This is a genomic window from Mesorhizobium qingshengii (assembly GCF_900103325.1).
GTDB lineage: Bacteria > Pseudomonadota > Alphaproteobacteria > Rhizobiales > Rhizobiaceae > Mesorhizobium > Mesorhizobium qingshengii.
The window spans coordinates 35,892-51,133 of sequence record NZ_FMXM01000018.1; the positions used below are offsets into that span (position 1 = coordinate 35,892).

At 63.5% G+C, this 15,242-nt stretch carries 13 protein-coding genes; 2 read left to right on the forward strand and 11 right to left on the reverse strand.

Annotated elements, in window-relative coordinates; all coding sequences use genetic code 11:
* The first annotated feature begins 46 nt into the window (after positions 1-46).
* Positions 47-1,231, forward strand: coding sequence for an MFS transporter (locus BLS48_RS24495; RefSeq protein WP_091583307.1), 1,185 nt, complete (start codon positions 47-49; stop codon positions 1,229-1,231).
* 87 nt (positions 1,232-1,318) lie between these two features.
* On the opposite strand, the gene BLS48_RS24500 is transcribed toward BLS48_RS24495, so the two are convergent.
* The 11 genes from BLS48_RS24500 to BLS48_RS24550 all read right to left on the reverse strand — a co-directional run bounded on the left by BLS48_RS24500 (position 1,319) and on the right by BLS48_RS24550 (position 12,073).
* Positions 1,319-2,071, reverse strand: a complete 753-nt coding sequence (locus tag BLS48_RS24500) for an SDR family NAD(P)-dependent oxidoreductase (RefSeq protein WP_091583310.1) — start codon at positions 2,069-2,071, stop codon at positions 1,319-1,321.
* 56 nt (positions 2,072-2,127) lie between these two features.
* The gene (locus BLS48_RS24505; protein ID WP_091583313.1) at positions 2,128-4,395 is read right to left on the reverse strand and encodes a transglycosylase domain-containing protein; all 2,268 of its coding nucleotides are present in this window, start codon (positions 4,393-4,395) and stop codon (positions 2,128-2,130) included.
* Positions 4,396-4,770: 375 nt separating this feature from the next.
* Positions 4,771-5,154: a hypothetical protein gene (locus BLS48_RS24510; protein WP_091583316.1), complete on the reverse strand. Its 384-nt coding sequence runs from the start codon at positions 5,152-5,154 to the stop codon at positions 4,771-4,773.
* A 115-nt stretch (positions 5,155-5,269) separates the two neighbouring features.
* Complete coding sequence (locus tag BLS48_RS24515; RefSeq protein WP_244529843.1) at positions 5,270-6,283, reverse strand: SMP-30/gluconolactonase/LRE family protein; 1,014 nt, start codon at positions 6,281-6,283, stop codon at positions 5,270-5,272.
* Positions 6,284-6,290: 7 nt separating this feature from the next.
* Positions 6,291-8,252, reverse strand: coding sequence for an acyltransferase family protein (locus BLS48_RS24520; protein WP_167365234.1), 1,962 nt, complete (start codon positions 8,250-8,252; stop codon positions 6,291-6,293).
* Positions 8,253-8,324: 72 nt separating this feature from the next.
* Positions 8,325-8,471 carry a hypothetical protein gene (locus BLS48_RS24525; protein WP_091583322.1) on the reverse strand — a complete coding sequence of 49 codons (147 nt, stop codon included), beginning with the start codon at positions 8,469-8,471 and terminating at the stop codon, positions 8,325-8,327.
* Between the two features lie 25 nt (positions 8,472-8,496).
* Positions 8,497-8,751 (reverse strand): GlsB/YeaQ/YmgE family stress response membrane protein, encoded by a 255-nt coding sequence (locus tag BLS48_RS24530; RefSeq protein ID WP_091583325.1) that lies wholly within the window; start codon positions 8,749-8,751, stop codon positions 8,497-8,499.
* A gap of 110 nt (positions 8,752-8,861) precedes the next feature.
* Positions 8,862-9,065 (reverse strand): hypothetical protein, encoded by a 204-nt coding sequence (locus tag BLS48_RS24535; protein ID WP_091583328.1) that lies wholly within the window; start codon positions 9,063-9,065, stop codon positions 8,862-8,864.
* Positions 9,066-9,149: 84 nt separating this feature from the next.
* Positions 9,150-9,770 carry a ribonuclease D gene (locus BLS48_RS24540; protein ID WP_091583329.1) on the reverse strand — a complete coding sequence of 207 codons (621 nt, stop codon included), beginning with the start codon at positions 9,768-9,770 and terminating at the stop codon, positions 9,150-9,152.
* Between the two features lie 123 nt (positions 9,771-9,893).
* Complete coding sequence (locus BLS48_RS24545) at positions 9,894-11,279, reverse strand: M20/M25/M40 family metallo-hydrolase (RefSeq protein WP_091583332.1); 1,386 nt, start codon at positions 11,277-11,279, stop codon at positions 9,894-9,896.
* Positions 11,280-11,608: 329 nt separating this feature from the next.
* Positions 11,609-12,073 carry a DUF2231 domain-containing protein gene (locus tag BLS48_RS24550; RefSeq protein WP_091583334.1) on the reverse strand — a complete coding sequence of 155 codons (465 nt, stop codon included), beginning with the start codon at positions 12,071-12,073 and terminating at the stop codon, positions 11,609-11,611.
* Between the two features lie 181 nt (positions 12,074-12,254).
* On the opposite strand from BLS48_RS24550, the gene polA reads away from it, so the two are divergent.
* The gene (gene polA, locus BLS48_RS24555; RefSeq protein WP_091583337.1) at positions 12,255-15,218 is read left to right on the forward strand and encodes a DNA polymerase I; all 2,964 of its coding nucleotides are present in this window, start codon (positions 12,255-12,257) and stop codon (positions 15,216-15,218) included.
* Positions 15,219-15,242 lie beyond the last annotated feature (24 nt).

Here is a 15,242-nt window from a genome sequence, read left to right on the forward strand (position 1 = left end):
TGGATACGGCTGACGATATTTAGCGATCATTTTCAGGAGAGCTCCCATGACAGCAAGAGAAATTGTCAGGACAACCGGCGGCCAGGGACTTCTCCTGGTAGGCATCATGCTGATCGCTTCGACGCTTCGCGCGCCCATCACCAGCGTGGCGCCGATGCTCGGCATGATCCGCGAAACCACCGGCATCAGCGCCGCCGAAGCAGGGGGGCTCACAACCCTTCCCTTGCTGGCGTTCGCGGCGATCTCACCCTTCGCGGCCGGACTGGCGCGCCGATACGGCATCGAAAGGTCCTTGTTCGGCGCGCTGCCTGTTGTTGCGACCGGTACTGCCCTGCGCTCGACCGGCCCTCTCTGGGCGCTGTTCGTCGGCACCGGTACGCTTGGGGCCGGGATCGCCGTTGCTAATGTCCTGTTACCGGGCCTGCTGAAACGCGATTTTCCCAACCGGGTAGCCGGCCTGACCGGCGGCTATGCTATCGTGTCCGGACTTTCGCAAGCATTGGCATCGACAGCGGCGATCCCGCTTGCTCAATTGCCGGGATCAAGTTGGCACCTGTCGCTTGCCTGCACACTGATCTTTCCATTCGCGGCCCTGATCGCCTGGGCTCCTCAGCTTCAGATGCCGGCCGCCCCGGAGCGAGCGGTATCGTCCACGGATGACCGTGGACACCTCTGGCGCTCGGCCCTTGCCTGGCAGGTGACGGGCTTTCTTGGCCTCACCTCGCTGGTCTTCTACGTGATCGTCGGATGGTTGCCCTCGATCCTGGCGGAGGCAGGTTATCCGGCGGCGACCGCGGGTTCGCTGCATGGGCTGTGTCAACTGGCAATCGCGATCCCCGGTCTGCTGCTCGGCACCGCCGTCAAGCGTATGAAGGACCAGCGAGCCATGGCCATTGGCGTGGCGCTGATCACCTGCCTTTCACTGCTGGGCCTGTGGCAGATTCCGGCCCTTGCGGCACTTTGGGTAGCGCTGTTTGGCTTTGGCGCGGGTGCCGCCTTCGTGCTTGGCCTCTCGTTCGTCAGCCTGAGGGTCTCGCACAGCCAGGAGGCAGCCGCGCTGTCGGGAATGGCGCAATGCCTTGGCTATTCGCTGGCGGCCGCGGGCCCGCCGCTAGCCGGTCTTGCCCATGACGCGACCGGGAATTGGAGCTTGGCTCTGGGCGCCTGCGCCATCGACACCTTGCTGATGGCGGTCCTGGGAAGCCTCGCGGGACGCGCCAAGACGATCTGACAGCAATTCAAGGAAAAATGTGAAACGGTTTTCCCGGGAAAAGCGCATAACGCTTTCCCTTGGGAATTGCGTCAAAACAAAGAACGCCTAAACGTGCTGGCCGCCATTGATGTGGATTTCCGAGCCCGTCACGTAGGACGCCTGCTGCGAGCACAGGAAGAAGATGATGTCGGCGACCTCGGCCGTAGTGCCGAGTCGCCGCAGCGGAATCGTCTCGACGATCTTGTCCGTGCCTGGCGACAGGATCGCGGTGTCGATCTCGCCCGGCGCGATGGCGTTGACGCGAATGCCATGCGGACCAAAATCATGCGCCATTTCGCGTGTCAGCGAGCCAAGTGCGGCCTTCGATGTGGCATAGGCGGTGCCGGCGAAGGGATGCACGCGGGTGCCGGCGATCGAGGTGACATTGACGATCGAACCCTTGGCTGCCGCCAATTCCTTGAACAGCCCGCGCGCCAGCATGATCGGCGCGAAGAAATTGACCTGGAAGACATCGCGCCAGACATGCATCGGCGTGTTGATCGAGTCCATGCGGCTGTTGCCGTCCTTGAGCTTCGGCGAGATGCCGGCATTGTTGACCAGCGCGTGCAGCTGGCCGCCATGCGCCTCGAGCCGATGGCGGATTTCCGAGACGGCGATACCGACATCTTCCTGGTCGGCGAGATCGACCTTGATGTGGTCCTCGGGGCCGGCCGGCCACGGGCAGTCCTCGGCAAAGGCCTGGCGCGAACAGGTGATGACGCGCCAGCCCTCACGCGAAAAGCGCTTGACGGTGGCATGGCCAATGCCCCGGCTGGCGCCGGTCAGCACGATGGTCTTTCTGGTGTCGAGTTCAGCCATGTCGCGGTCTCCGGGCGGAGGTGTAGCCGAACGACGCCGCGCTGGCGAGAGGCGGATCAACCGCCGCCGAGGATATCCAGAATCGAAGTCTGCCGCTTCTTGAGCGGACCACCGACGCTGCCCGGTGGCACCGGGTGCTTGATCGACGCGGTGGCGCCGCCGTCCTCCGGCATGCCGAGGCCCTCGGCATCGACGGTCTGGGCCGGGCGCGCCACGCGAACTGGCGCGGGTGGCCGCGCCGCGGAAACCGCGGGCGCCTGCTGCCCGACGGACGCAGCCGGCACCGGTGCCGGCTGCGAGTTGTCTGCCGACGGTATCTCGTCTGGCACGATGGTGTCGGCCGGCGTCGATTTCCAGGTGCCGGGCAGCGGCCGCACCGGCACGCCCTCATGCGCGGCAACCATGAACTCGTGCCAGGCCTGCGCCGGCAGCGCGCCGCCGGTGACTTTCTTCATCGGCGTGCCGTCGTCGTTGCCGAACCAGACGCCGGTGGTGAGATTTGCGGTATAACCGACAAACCAGGCGTCGCGCGAATTCTGGCTGGTGCCGGTCTTGCCGGCCGACGGCCAGGCGAAAGCCGCCTTCTTCGCCGTACCGGTCTCGACCGTGCCCGTCATCATCGAGTTCATCATGCCGACGATCTCGGGCTTGACGACACGCGGCGCGCTGCCGCCACCGCTGTCGTAGAGCACCTTGCCCCCGGTGGTGGTCACGCGGCGGATGAAATGGATGTCCGGCTTGTAGCCGCCATTGGCGAACGGCACATAGGCCGAGGTCAGTTCCAGCGGCGTCACCTCCGAAGTACCGAGCGCGATCGAGGTGTTGGCCAGCAGGTCGGACTGGATGCCCATGCGGTGCGCCGCCTCGACCACCGCGTTCGGCCCGACCTCCATGGTCAACTGGGCAGCGACCGAGTTCAGCGATTTGGCCAGCGCGGTGGCCAGCGTCACCTTGCCGAAATACTTGCCGCCGTAATTGTCGGGCGTCCAGTTGCCGATCTTGATCGGCGCGTCGTTGCGCACGCTGTCCGGCGTGCGGCCGGCCTCGAGGGCGGCCATGTAGACGAACGGCTTGAACGCCGAACCCGGCTGGCGTCGCGCTTCCGAGGCACGGTCGAACTGGCTGGTCGAATAGTCATAGCCGCCGACCATGGCGCGCACCGCGCCGGAATCATCGATCGACACCAGGGCGCCCTGGGTGACGTTGAGCTTCTTGCCGCTTTCGTCAATCAGCCTGCGGATCGACTGTTCGGCCAGCTTCTGCAGCGTCAGGTCGACGGTGCTGTCGACAACGATGTCGCCGCGCACGTCGCCGATCAGGTCGGGCAGTTCTTCCATGATGGTGTCGGCGACATAGTTTTCCGAGCCGGTCCAGTAAGACGGCGAGCGCGTCGCCGGCGCGCTGAGCGCGGTCTTCAGCTCCTTGTCGCTGATCTTGCCCTCGTCGCGCATGGCGGCAAGCACCAGCTGTGAGCGCTCCTCGGCAGCCTTCGGATCGCGCGCCGGCGACAGCCGCGACGGTGCCTTCAACAGGCCGGCAAGCAATGCGGCTTCCGACAGGGTGACGTCGCGCGCGCTCTTGCCAAAATAGCGGCGCGAAGCCGCTTCGACGCCATAGGCGCCGGAACCGAAATAGACCCGGTTGAGGTACATTTCGAGGATCTGGTCCTTGGTGTGCTTGTGCTCCAGCCACAGCGCCAAAAGCACCTCCTGGACCTTGCGCTCCAGCGTGCGGTCGGGCGTCAGGAACAGGTTCTTGGCCAATTGCTGCGTCAGCGTCGAACCGCCTTGCGAGAAATGCCCGCCAACCAGGTTGGTTACCATCGCGCGCGACAGGCCGATCGGGTCGATGCCGAAATGCGAGTAGAAGCGGCGGTCCTCGATGGCGATGACAGCCTCGGGGATATAGGGCGACATTTCGTGCAGGCCGACGGCCTCGCCGCCGCTCATGCCGCGATTGGCCAGCAACTGGCCATCGACCGAGACGATCTTGATGTTGGGCGCGCGGTCGGGGATCGACCAGGTCGTCGCCGCCGGCATCTTGGCGCCGTAATAGACGACGATGCCGGCTACCGCGATGCCGCCCCAGATGGCGAGCACGAAGCACCAGTAGAACAGTCGCCCGAGCACGCCAAACAGGCCGCGCCGGCTCCTGCCGCGCCCGCCGCGCGACGATTTCCCTTTGGCCGGCTTGCGTTTTGCGGGGGCTTTGCGGTTGCTTGGCACGACGCGATCCTCCTCGCTCACCGAAAGACCTGTCGAGGATCCCGTTCGCGGCGGTCCCTCGAAACTGGGTTCTATGCGGCTGTCCCTGCGGTTCGCCATGCGCTGTGCTGTCTGTCCCGGTGACTATGGCGTCGGGTTGAAGAGTAGATGCGGCGATTTAAGGGCGGGTTAAGTCGGAAAAATTCAAAGCGATTGATAATCAAATGCTTCGCAGGCCACCCGTTACCGCTCTGTTCGTGGCCCCGATTTTTTGGCGCCAGCAAGCGGTCGCACCCTCCGCGACGGAACGATCAGAAACCGTAGCATTCTTGTCCGGGCGCCAAGCCCGGACCCACTGCCAGCCGCTGGACAGACCTTTGGCAGGCAGTCGCAAACTTGTTCCTCGTTAGAGCGCGATCGCAAATGGGTTGCAGCTCCACGTTCGACCGCGCCCTAATTCATCTCGGCACCAGGTGATCACCTGATGGACATGCGTCAGCCAATCGCCGCACGAACGGAAAGCGCTGCCCTGGACGATTGCATCACCTCGCCGACATGGCAGTAGCAGACGATCTCGTGCAGTTGGTGGTCAGTCAGTTCGAAGAAGCGCTTGGCTTCGCCATAACTGTCGTCTTTCAGACCCTCGTCATGCAAAATGGGGTCCGTTAAGGCAACCGCTATCGGCGAACCATCGCCTCGCATGACATCGCGCTCGGGCGGCGAACGGTATTCCGTCCCGGCAAGCGCGGTCAGGAGCCGGCTGGGCTCACGTTCAAGGAGTTCGGCCCAACGTACGAGACGCTGGGTTCGGCTCATTACCGGCTGTTTAGTGTTGATCTCGGCCACTGCATGCAGTTGGTCCAGTGTTTGGTGCTTCATGGCAACCTCCTAATGGTCAGGTTGGTTGGCCCCAAACGCCCTATGTGCACATCATAGCGCCAAAGCGTCGATCCGTCATTCTAATTCCATGCCAGCTTCAGTCTCTCTTGCGTCGCTACGCCGATGCAATGGCCTTGCCTTGCCGGCAATTTTCAAATGCACCGAGCACCGACGCCAGCGCGAAGAAAGCCAGCGTCTGCTCTTCGCAGGTCACCGCCAGGACGCTGTTCGACCGGTCGATATCGAGGCCTTTCGGCCCGCCTTCCTCGGGACTGGCCCTGCCGCGCAGGAAGGTTTCCTCATCGAGCACTGCAACCGAGCGCGCCGGCGCGCGATGGCCTCTCCAGTCACCGTCGCCGGCATAGACATGCACCAGCTGGCTGCCAGCGTCGGCGACGAGGATGTGCCGATCGTCATCGGTAAAGCGCACGCCATGCGGATAGCCGGCGTCCTGCAGGACGCCTGCCGGTTCGGTGTCAGGCCCAAGCGATGGGGACATCCGGTAGAGCTTCACATCCCTGGTGCCGTGGCTGCTGACGGCGATCCATTGGCCATCATGGCTAATCGCGATGCCGTCGGGAATGTCCAGACCATTCCCGAGCAAAGGCCGGTTCCTGCTCGTTCGGTAACCCAGCCAGCGGATAGCCACGTGGCGGGTGACCACATGCGTGTAGTTGTTGCAGACCAGCAGGCTGACGCTGCCGCCCGGCCCGTGCCGGACGACGACCGAGCCGGGTGTGTTGAGTTTGCAAAAAGGCCTGCCGCTGATCCGGCGAAGGGCAGTGATCTCCTGGGCCTGCCCTGCCATGCTTTCCACGGGCAGTGTAAATATCGCAAGCTGCCCGTCGCGATTGGCAACCACCAGGGTCCGGTCATCGATGAAATCGAGGCCATGAACCTCCCCGATGCTGTCCGACCTCAGCTCCATGAAATCATGGATCGTGACTCCCGGACCACTCGATCCCATCTCGACATCGATACGCAGGATCAGGCAGCGTTTGCGCGCAAACGCTGCAATCGCCAACAGCCGGTTGTCCGGCGAAAAGCGCAGGTCCTCGGTCCGTCCGATCGCTGAAAGCGCCGCTCGCACCGCTTCGCTGGCCTTGACGTCGATCGGGGGTATCTTCACGCGCACGCTAGAGACCCGCTGCCTTTGCCAGATATGGCGCCAGCGCCAGTGCGTAGGTTGCCGTCATATGGTGGTGGTCGCGCCAGACAATGATGTTGCCGACGACGGCCGAGCAGCTGTCCTTGGTGCAGAGGGCATCGTCCATGTCGATGACGCGAACCCCCGGCAATGTCGCTGAGGCCAGGGCAAAGACGTCGTTTGCTTCCACTTCCTTTCGGGCGGTGACGCATTTGTCGGGATTGGCGGCCAGACAGTCGCCGGGGTCGAACTTGACGAACGGCGTGTTCCTGATGGCGACGATGTGCACGCCCACCGCATTCAACTCGCTCCAGATGGCGCACAGACCTTCAACCATCGCCGGCTCCGGGGTGCTGGAATAGTTGGACTGGCTGGTGAACATCAGGTCCGGCCGCAGCTTGCCGATCTCGGCCAGCACATTGTCGCGCCACTTCGCGCAGGCTTCATACGGCTTGCCGTCGTCCGTCACCATCACACGGGTGAAAGGGCAAGCCGCCTTGGTGAAGGTGACCAGTTTCCATTTGCGGTCGCGGGCAATCTTGTCGATGGCCGGGATCCATTGCGCGGCATGCGAATCGCCAATGACGACCACGGTCCTGGCGCCATTCGGGTCGCCGAGCTGGCAGCCGACGGCCTGCGTGCTGTCCTGCTGCTGATGACATTTCCAGCGGTAGACGATCGGCACGTCACTGCTGAGTTTGCCGAGTGGCGGCAGCAGTTCCACGCCGGGCGGAACGACGGCGTTGGCAAGCAGCGCGGCCGGCCCCGGGTAGTTGCGGGTTCCGATCAGGCTGATATCGACGCCTTGACGGTCGAGCGCGTAGCCGAGGCCGCCGGACACCATCACGCAGACGGCAATGGCGGCCGAACCGTAGATCAGCGGGCGCCATTCCACGCCGGACCGAGGCCGGCGGTATCGCTGTTCGACGTATCGGTAGGACAGGTGCGAGATCGCAAGCGTCAGCGCGACCAGCCCGAGGCCTGCAAAGAGACCGACTTCAGGGTGGTGTGCCGAATAGAAAACGATCAACGGCCAGTGCAACAGATAGATCGAATAGGAGCGGTCACCGATATAGCGAAGCAAGGCGACGTCGAGTCCACGAAACCGGCCGACCTGGATATCGCCGGCCGCAATGGCCAGCACCGTCCCGAGCGTCGGCAGCAACGCGTATGCGCCCGGAAATGGCGTCGAAGCGGAAAAGAAAAGCGCTGAAGCCACGATGGCGCCAATGCCAATCATCATCATCGCCGCGCGCAGTGGCAACGCTGCCGTGAAACGATCGACCGTCAGCGCCAAGAGCCCGCCGAGCGCCAGTTCCCAGAGGCGGGTGTGGGTAACGAAATATGCTTCGGCCGGATCGGTCCGGGTGATCAGCACCGAGGCGAGCAGTGATCCAATGAAAACGAGGAAGAGCGCCGCGAGCCAAGCGCCTTTCGTGGACAGTCGCAGGCGCCGAGCCAGCCAGATGGTTGCCGCCATCAGCAACGGCCAGACGATGTAGAACTGCTCCTCGATCGAAAGCGACCAGTAGTGCTGCACCGGGCTCGCCGCTTCCTCCGCGCCGAGATAATCGACCGCCTGCCACGCAAGCCGCCAGTTCTGCACATAGAGCGCGCTGGCCGCGACCTGGATTGCCGTTTCTTCCCATCGCGCCCTGGACAGGAAGACCAGCGTTCCCGCCAGCGTCGCGAGAAGGGCCAGCAGCGCCGCCGGCAGCAGTCGCCGCACCCGCCGTGAATAGAATGCGATCAGCCAGGCATGGCCATCGGCGATCGCCATGCGGGCAAGCAGGCCGGTGATGAGGAAGCCCGAGATGACGAAGAAAACGTCGACCCCTACATAGCCGCCGGGAAGAGCCGCGGGCCAGAGGTGGAAAATCACCACGAGAGCGACGGCAACGCCGCGCAGCCCTTGAATCTCGGGCCGAAATCCGTGTTTTTCCACAGGCACGGGGACGTCTGGAGTGATCAGGTGAGAACCCCTGTCGAGACCCTCGGCGCCATAGCGGCGCCGGCCATGCCGTCAGTTCTGCTGGATGGAAATGCCTTTGTCGTCGATCTTCAGCTCAACCCCCTTGGGCTTGCTTTCCTCGCGATAGACATAGATGCCAAGCGCGATGACCGCGACAATGAGCGCGCCAATGACGAGATAGAGTGTGTTCTGCTTCACGGCGCGCTCTTTTCTTTGTCGAGCCTCACGCTCGTTTCAGGACCTTGACCAGCACCAGCAGGATGATGGCGCCGATCGTTGCGTGGATGATGGAGGCGAGAATGCCGCCGCCGATGGAGAAGCCGATCCGCGGGAAAAGCCAGCCGGCGATGAACGCTCCGACAATGCCGACAATGATGTTACCGATCAGGCCGAAGCCGAAACCCGAGACGATGAGACCGGCGAGCCAGCCGGCGATGGCACCGATGATGATGAACACGAGAAGGCTTTCGACAGCCATAACGATTTCCTCCGAGCTAGAGGGCGACGGCAGAGCGGAAAGCTCCGAATCGGCCTCGATATCAACGGTCTCAGGCTATTCGAAAGCAGTCCGCCTCGCCAGCGGTGCGCTCATTGATCATCATCGGCGCTTGCGGCAGGGCGCCAGCTGGTCGGCTCGACCTTCTTCTGCGTGTGGCTGTCGGTGTAGACCCACCAGCCGCCGTCGCGGTATTGCGCGATGGATTCGTTGATGACGCCGTCGCCATCCTTCCAGGTGACGGTGACCTTGGAGCCGTCGGTCGGCGCGGTCGCTATCGGTTTTCTGTCCGCCATGTCATCCCCTTTTGAGCCGACAGAACGCGGCGGCTCGCATCTGGTTCCAAACCGTCCGTCGGCCGCGGAAGGCCGCCAGGGCCGTCAGCTGTGGGCGAAGATATCCTCTTCGTCCCAGCCCATCAGATCGAGTTTGGCACGCGTCGGCAGGAAGCGGAAGCAGGCATCGGCCTCCTTTGTCCGCCCCTCTCGCGCCAGCCGCCCGGCCAGCACATCGCGCAGCCGGTGCAGATAGAGCACATCGGACGCCGCGTATTCGAGCTGTTCGGGCGACAGTGTTTCGGCCGCCCAGTCCGACGATTGCTGCGCCTTGGAGAGGCCGACGCCGAGAAGTTCGAAGCAGATGTCCTTCAACCCGTGGCGGTCGGTGTAGGTGCGGGTCAGCCGCGAGGCGATCTTGGTGCAGAACACCGGCTGGGGCATCACCCCGAACGCGTTGTAGAGCACCGCGAGGTCGAACCGGCCGAAATGGAAAAGCTTGGTTATGCCGCGGTTTCTCAGCAGGCTGACCAGGTTCGGCGCCTTCTTCTGGCCGGGCGCGATCTGGATGACGTCGGCTGTGCCGTCGCCCGGCGAGATCTGCACCACGCACAGCCGGTCGCGGTGCGGGTTCAGCCCGAGCGTCTCGGTGTCGATGGCCACCGCCCCGACATCGTAGTGCGAAAGGTCGGGCAGGTCATTCTTGTGGAAACGGATGTCGGCCATTGTCTTCTCCGGTCGAGCCTTGGGCGTCCCTGCCATGCAAGAGACGCCGGAACGCTTTGATCTTGTGGCCCGTCCTCGCCGTGATCCGCCGAAAAATCAACAGGAAAACGAGGATCCCGCGCTTCAACGCGTCAGTGCGTCGAGAATGCGCGCCCAGGAGCGCTGGCCCTTGTGGAAGGAGTTGAGCTCGTACTTCTCGTTGGGCGAATGGATGCGGTCGTCGTCGAGGCCGAACCCGACCAGCAGCGATTCCATGCCGAGATAGGTCTGGAAGTCGCCCACCACGGGAATAGAGCCGCCGCTGCCCGTCGTCACCGCCGGCTTCGGCCATTCGTCGGACAGCGCGTTCTTGGCCTTGGCCAGGAACGGAGAGTCGTAGGAAAGCTGGATTGCCGGCGAGCCGCCATGGGGATGGAATTCGACCGAACAGTCGGCCGGAATGCGCTCCTTGACGAATTTCTGGAAGGCGGCGCGGATCTTCTTCGGATCCTGCTTGTGGACGAGGCGGAAGGACACCTTCGCCGAGGCTTCCGCAGCGATCACCGTCTTGAAACCCTTGCCGGTGTAACCGCCGATGATGCCGTTGAACTCGGCCGTCGGCCGCGCCCAGGTCAGTTCCAGCACAGAACGGCCCTTTTCACCGGACGGGATGGACAGACCGACAGGCCCGAGAAACGTCTCGGCCGTCTCGCCCAGCGTCTCCCAGGATTTCAGGATCTGCGACGGCGTTTCCTCGACACCGTCGTAGAAGCCGGGGATGGTGATATGGCCATCCTTGTCATGGATATCGGCCAGCACCCTGGTCAGGATACGGATCGGGTTGGCGGCCGCCCCACCGTAGAGCCCGGAATGCAGGTCGCGGTCGGCGGCTTTCACAGTGATCTCCTCACCGACCAGCCCGCGCAGGCCGACGCAGATCGATGGCGTGTCGCGGTCCCACATGCCGGTATCGCAGACCAGCGCGAAGTCGGCCTTGAGTTCGTCGGCATTGGCCTCGAGGAACGGCTTGAGCGACGGTGAGCCGGATTCCTCTTCGCCCTCGAACAGGATGGTGACGCGGCACGGCAAATTTCCATGCACCTGCTTCCAGGCGCGGCAAGCCTCGACGAAGGTCATCAACTGGCCCTTGTCATCGGCCGAGCCGCGGCCGGTGATCACCTTGTGGCCGGGCTCGACCTCCTTGATCGCCGGTGCGAACGGATCGCTTTCCCACAATTCGATCGGATCCACCGGCTGTACGTCGTAGTGGCCGTAGAACAGCACATGCGGCGAACCGGCTGGTCCGTCATGATGCGCAACGACCATCGGATGGCCTGGCGTGTCGCGCACGCTGGCGTCGAAGCCGATCAGCTTGAGTTCGGCAACCAGCCATTCGGCGGCCTTGCGGCAGTCGGCGGCATAGGCCGGGTCGGTGGAGATCGACTTGATCCTGAGCAGGCCGAACAGCCGTTCGAGGCTCTGGTCGAGGTTCTTGTCGAGGCGGTCGAGGACGGGGGAAACTGCGGACATTTGCGAAGCCTTTCGATTCAGTGCCGGAACCGTAAAGGCAGACCGGGAAAACGAAAAGCCCAGGACCATTGGACCACGATCCGCAACGCCTGTCGAAAGACAAAAAAAGACCGCCGTGGTGGAGGGGGAACCACGGCGGCCTCTACTCGAAACGATGCGGCAGCCCGGAGAGGGGGATAGGCTGCCGCAATTGCCCGGGATAGGCGGGGGACGGGCCTTACTCCGGACTTCGGCGAAAACTGCCGATGACGTGTATTTGTGTCTTCGAACGTGGCGATTCAAGGGCGCCAAAATTACACTTTTGTAACATGGCCGTGAACGCTGCAGGGTTAGCCAGCGGCGTGGGCGACATTGACCCCAAGTTCATAAACCAGCTGGCCGCCATAGTAGGCGGTGGTCATGACCAGTGCCGCGCCCAGAAATTCCAAGGCGGGCACTGCCGCGGCAAGCCGGCCGCTCAAGCGAATGTCGCGCCACCACAGAAAGGCACGCACAGCGGCCCAGATGACAAATGCAGTCGCGGTGGCCATGCCGAGACTTTCGTGAATCTCGGCGATCTCGCTCGAGAACCCTCCATTTTCGGCAATTGTGAGTGCCAGATCGCCGAAGAAGTACGTGATGATGGCGGAAAGCCCGGCCAGGAGGGCCAACCCGGTCGAGGCATTTGCCGCGGATGAACGCCCGGTCACCGCTTTGCCGCGAAGTGCGGCGACCATGTCGAACGCAGCGAGCGTGAGGAAGAAGACGATGGGAAAGTGGACGAGAACAGGATGAACATGCTGCAGTGAAATCATATTTTAACCTCGGGTTCCGGTTGTCTACCGGTTCCGTCCGCAGGACCGGCTACGGGCCCCACTAGCAACGCGGACCTGTCAACTCGCTGTCAGTCGCGACTGCCATGCGCGAAGCCGGATGGCAGCAAAAAACCAGCCTTGTCAGTGGACGCGATGCCGGCCCCGCGCTATCCCTGCCGACATGAAAAAAGGCGATCATCTCTTCCTTGTCGACGGCTCCGGCTACATCTTCCGTGCCTATCATGCGCTGCCGCCGCTGACCCGCAAATCCGACGGTTTGCCGGTCGGTGCCGTTTCCGGCTTCTGCAACATGTTGTGGAAGCTGATGCTGGATGCCCGCAACACCGATGTCGGTATCGTGCCGACGCATTTCGCGGTGATTTTCGACTATTCGTCAAAAACCTTCCGCAACGATCTCTACCCCGAATACAAGGCCAACCGTTCGGCGCCGCCGGAAGACCTGATCCCGCAATTCGGCCTGATCCGCCAGGCGACCAGGGCGTTCAACCTGCCATGCGTCGAGATCGAGGGCTACGAGGCCGACGATCTCATCGCCACCTATGCCAGGCTTGCCTGCGAAGCGGGCGGCGACACCACCATCATCTCCTCCGACAAGGACCTGATGCAGCTGGTCGGCGCGACGGTCGGCATGTACGACCCGATGAAGGACCGCCAGATCAGCATTCCCGAGGTCATCGAGAAATGGGGCGTGCCGCCGGAAAAGATGGTCGACCTGCAGGCGCTGACCGGCGACTCCGTCGATAACGTGCCCGGTGTGCCCGGCATCGGGCCAAAGACGGCGGCACAACTGCTCGAACAGTTCGGCGACCTCGACACGCTGCTGGCCCGCGCCGGCGAGATCAAGCAGGACAAACGACGGGAATCGATCATCGCCAACGCCGACAAGGCGCGCATTTCGCGCCAGTTGGTGACGCTCAAGAACGACGTGCCGGTGGCCGAGGGGCTGGACGACTTCGTCCTGCACGCGCCTGACGGACCGAAGCTGATCGGCTTCCTCAAGACCATGGAATTCACCTCGCTGACCCGCCGCGTGGCGGAAGCGACAGGAACCGAGGCTGGCGATGTCCAGGCTGTCGCCGTCACCGTCGAACGCGCGGACTCGGCGCATGGGCCGGATGTCGGCGCGGGAACGTCCACTGCCGCCGAGACGCGACCTGACCGGGCCGGTGAAAACGGCATGGCTGACCAGGCACCGACGGCTGAAAAACCCAAGGTCGGCGATACCCCTTCCCTGCTCGCCGCGCTCCGGCTCGAGGCCGCGACTGCCCGCAAGATCGACACCAGCGCCTATGTCGCCATCCGCGACGCGGCAACGCTGAAGGCGTGGATCGGCGAAGCAAGGGAAGTCGGCATCGTCGCTTTCAACGCCGAAACCACGTCTTCCGATCCGATGCAGGCCGAACTCATCGGCTTCTCGATGGCCACCGCACCCGGCCGCGCCGCCTATGTGCCGCTGACCCACAAGAGCGGACACGGCGACCTGCTCGGCGGCGGCGCGCTCGAGAACCAGATCCCGGTCCGCGAGGCTCTCGCACTGCTGAAGCCGCTGCTGGAGGACAAATCGGTTCTCAAGATCGCGCAGGAGCTGAAATCCAGCCTCGTCGTCATGAGCCGCCACGGCATCGACGTCGCACCTTTCGACGACACCATGCTGATCTCCTACGTGCTCGACGCCGGCACGTCAGGCGGGCACAGCCTGGCGGCGCTGTCGGAAAAATGGCTTGGCCACGCGACGACGCCGCTCAAGGAGCTGGCGGGATCCGGAAAAAGCTTCGTCGGCTTCGAACAGGTCGATATCGACAAGGCAACCGCCTACGCCGCCGGCCATGCCGATGTGGCGCTGCGGCTCTGGCTGGTGCTGAAGCCCCGGCTCGCCGCAAAGGGGCTGGTGTCGGTCTATGAGCGGCTGGAACGGCCGCTGGTGCCGGTGCTGGCACGCATGGAGCAGCGTGGCATCTCGGTCGACCGGCAGATCCTGTCGCGGCTCTCGGGCGAACTGGCGCAGGGCGCGGCCCGCCTCGAAGAGGAAATCTACCAGCTCGTCGGCGAGCGTATCAACATCGGCTCGCCCAAGCAGCTCGGCGATATATTGTTCGGCCGCATGGGCTTGCCCGGCGGCTCGAAAACCAAGACCGGCCAGTGGTCGACCTCGGCGCAGCTTCTGGAAGACCTCGCCGCCGAGGGCCACGAACTGCCGCGCAAGATCGTCGACTGGCGCCAGCTGACCAAGCTGAAATCGACCTATACCGATGCTCTCCCCGGCTTCATCCATCCCGACACCAAGCGCGTCCACACCTCCTATGCACTTGCCGCGACGACGACGGGCCGGCTGTCATCCTCCGACCCGAACCTGCAGAACATTCCGGTGCGCACGGCAGAGGGCCGCAAGATCAGGACGGCCTTCATCGCCGACAAGGGCAACCGGCTGGTCTCTGCCGACTACAGCCAGATCGAGTTGCGGGTGCTCGCCCATGTCGCCGAGATCCCGCAACTGCGGCAGGCCTTCGCCGATGGTGCTGACATCCATGCCATCACCGCGTCGGAAATGTTCAACGTGCCCGTGGAGGGCATGCCTTCGGAGATACGCCGGCGGGCCAAGGCCATCAATTTCGGCATCATCTACGGCATTTCCGCCTTTGGCCTCGCCAACCAGCTGTCGATCCCGCGCGAGGAGGCCGGCAACTACATCAAGAAGTATTTCGAGCGCTTCCCCGGTATCCGTGACTACATCGAGGAGACCAAGGCCTATGCCCGCGAGCACGGCTTCGTCGAGACGATCTTTGGCCGCCGCATCCACTATCCAGAGATAAGATCGTCAAACCCCTCGGTCCGCGCGTTCAACGAGCGCGCCTCCATCAACGCCCGGCTGCAAGGCACGGCGGCCGACATCATCCGCCGCGCCATGGTGCGCATGGACGAGGCGCTGGAAAAAGCAAAGCTTTCCGCTCGCATGCTGCTGCAGGTGCATGACGAACTGATCTTCGAGACGGTCGAGGCCGAAGTCGAAGCTACGATCCCGGTCGTGCGCCATGTCATGGAGAACGCGGCGATGCCGGCTGTATCGATGTCGGTGCCCCTGCATGTCGACGCCCGCGCCGCCAACAACTGGGACGAGGCGCATTAGCGCCAACACAGGTGTGTTGAGATT

Excerpts from the sequence above, each read along its gene's own strand:
- BLS48_RS24495 (WP_091583307.1), top strand. The coding sequence starts at position 47 with ATGACAGCAAGAGAAATTGTCAGGACAACCGGCGGCCAGGGACTTCTC.
- BLS48_RS24500 (WP_091583310.1), bottom strand. The coding sequence starts at position 2,071 with ATGGCTGAACTCGACACCAGAAAGACCATCGTGCTGACCGGCGCCAGC.
- BLS48_RS24505 (WP_091583313.1), bottom strand. The coding sequence starts at position 4,395 with ATGGCGAACCGCAGGGACAGCCGCATAGAACCCAGTTTCGAGGGACCG.
- BLS48_RS24510 (WP_091583316.1), bottom strand. The coding sequence starts at position 5,154 with ATGAAGCACCAAACACTGGACCAACTGCATGCAGTGGCCGAGATCAAC.
- BLS48_RS24530 (WP_091583325.1), bottom strand. The coding sequence starts at position 8,751 with ATGGCTGTCGAAAGCCTTCTCGTGTTCATCATCATCGGTGCCATCGCC.
- BLS48_RS24535 (WP_091583328.1), bottom strand. The coding sequence starts at position 9,065 with ATGGCGGACAGAAAACCGATAGCGACCGCGCCGACCGACGGCTCCAAG.
- BLS48_RS24540 (WP_091583329.1), bottom strand. The coding sequence starts at position 9,770 with ATGGCCGACATCCGTTTCCACAAGAATGACCTGCCCGACCTTTCGCAC.
- BLS48_RS24545 (WP_091583332.1), bottom strand. The coding sequence starts at position 11,279 with ATGTCCGCAGTTTCCCCCGTCCTCGACCGCCTCGACAAGAACCTCGAC.
- BLS48_RS24550 (WP_091583334.1), bottom strand. The coding sequence starts at position 12,073 with ATGATTTCACTGCAGCATGTTCATCCTGTTCTCGTCCACTTTCCCATC.
- polA (WP_091583337.1), top strand. The coding sequence starts at position 12,255 with ATGAAAAAAGGCGATCATCTCTTCCTTGTCGACGGCTCCGGCTACATC.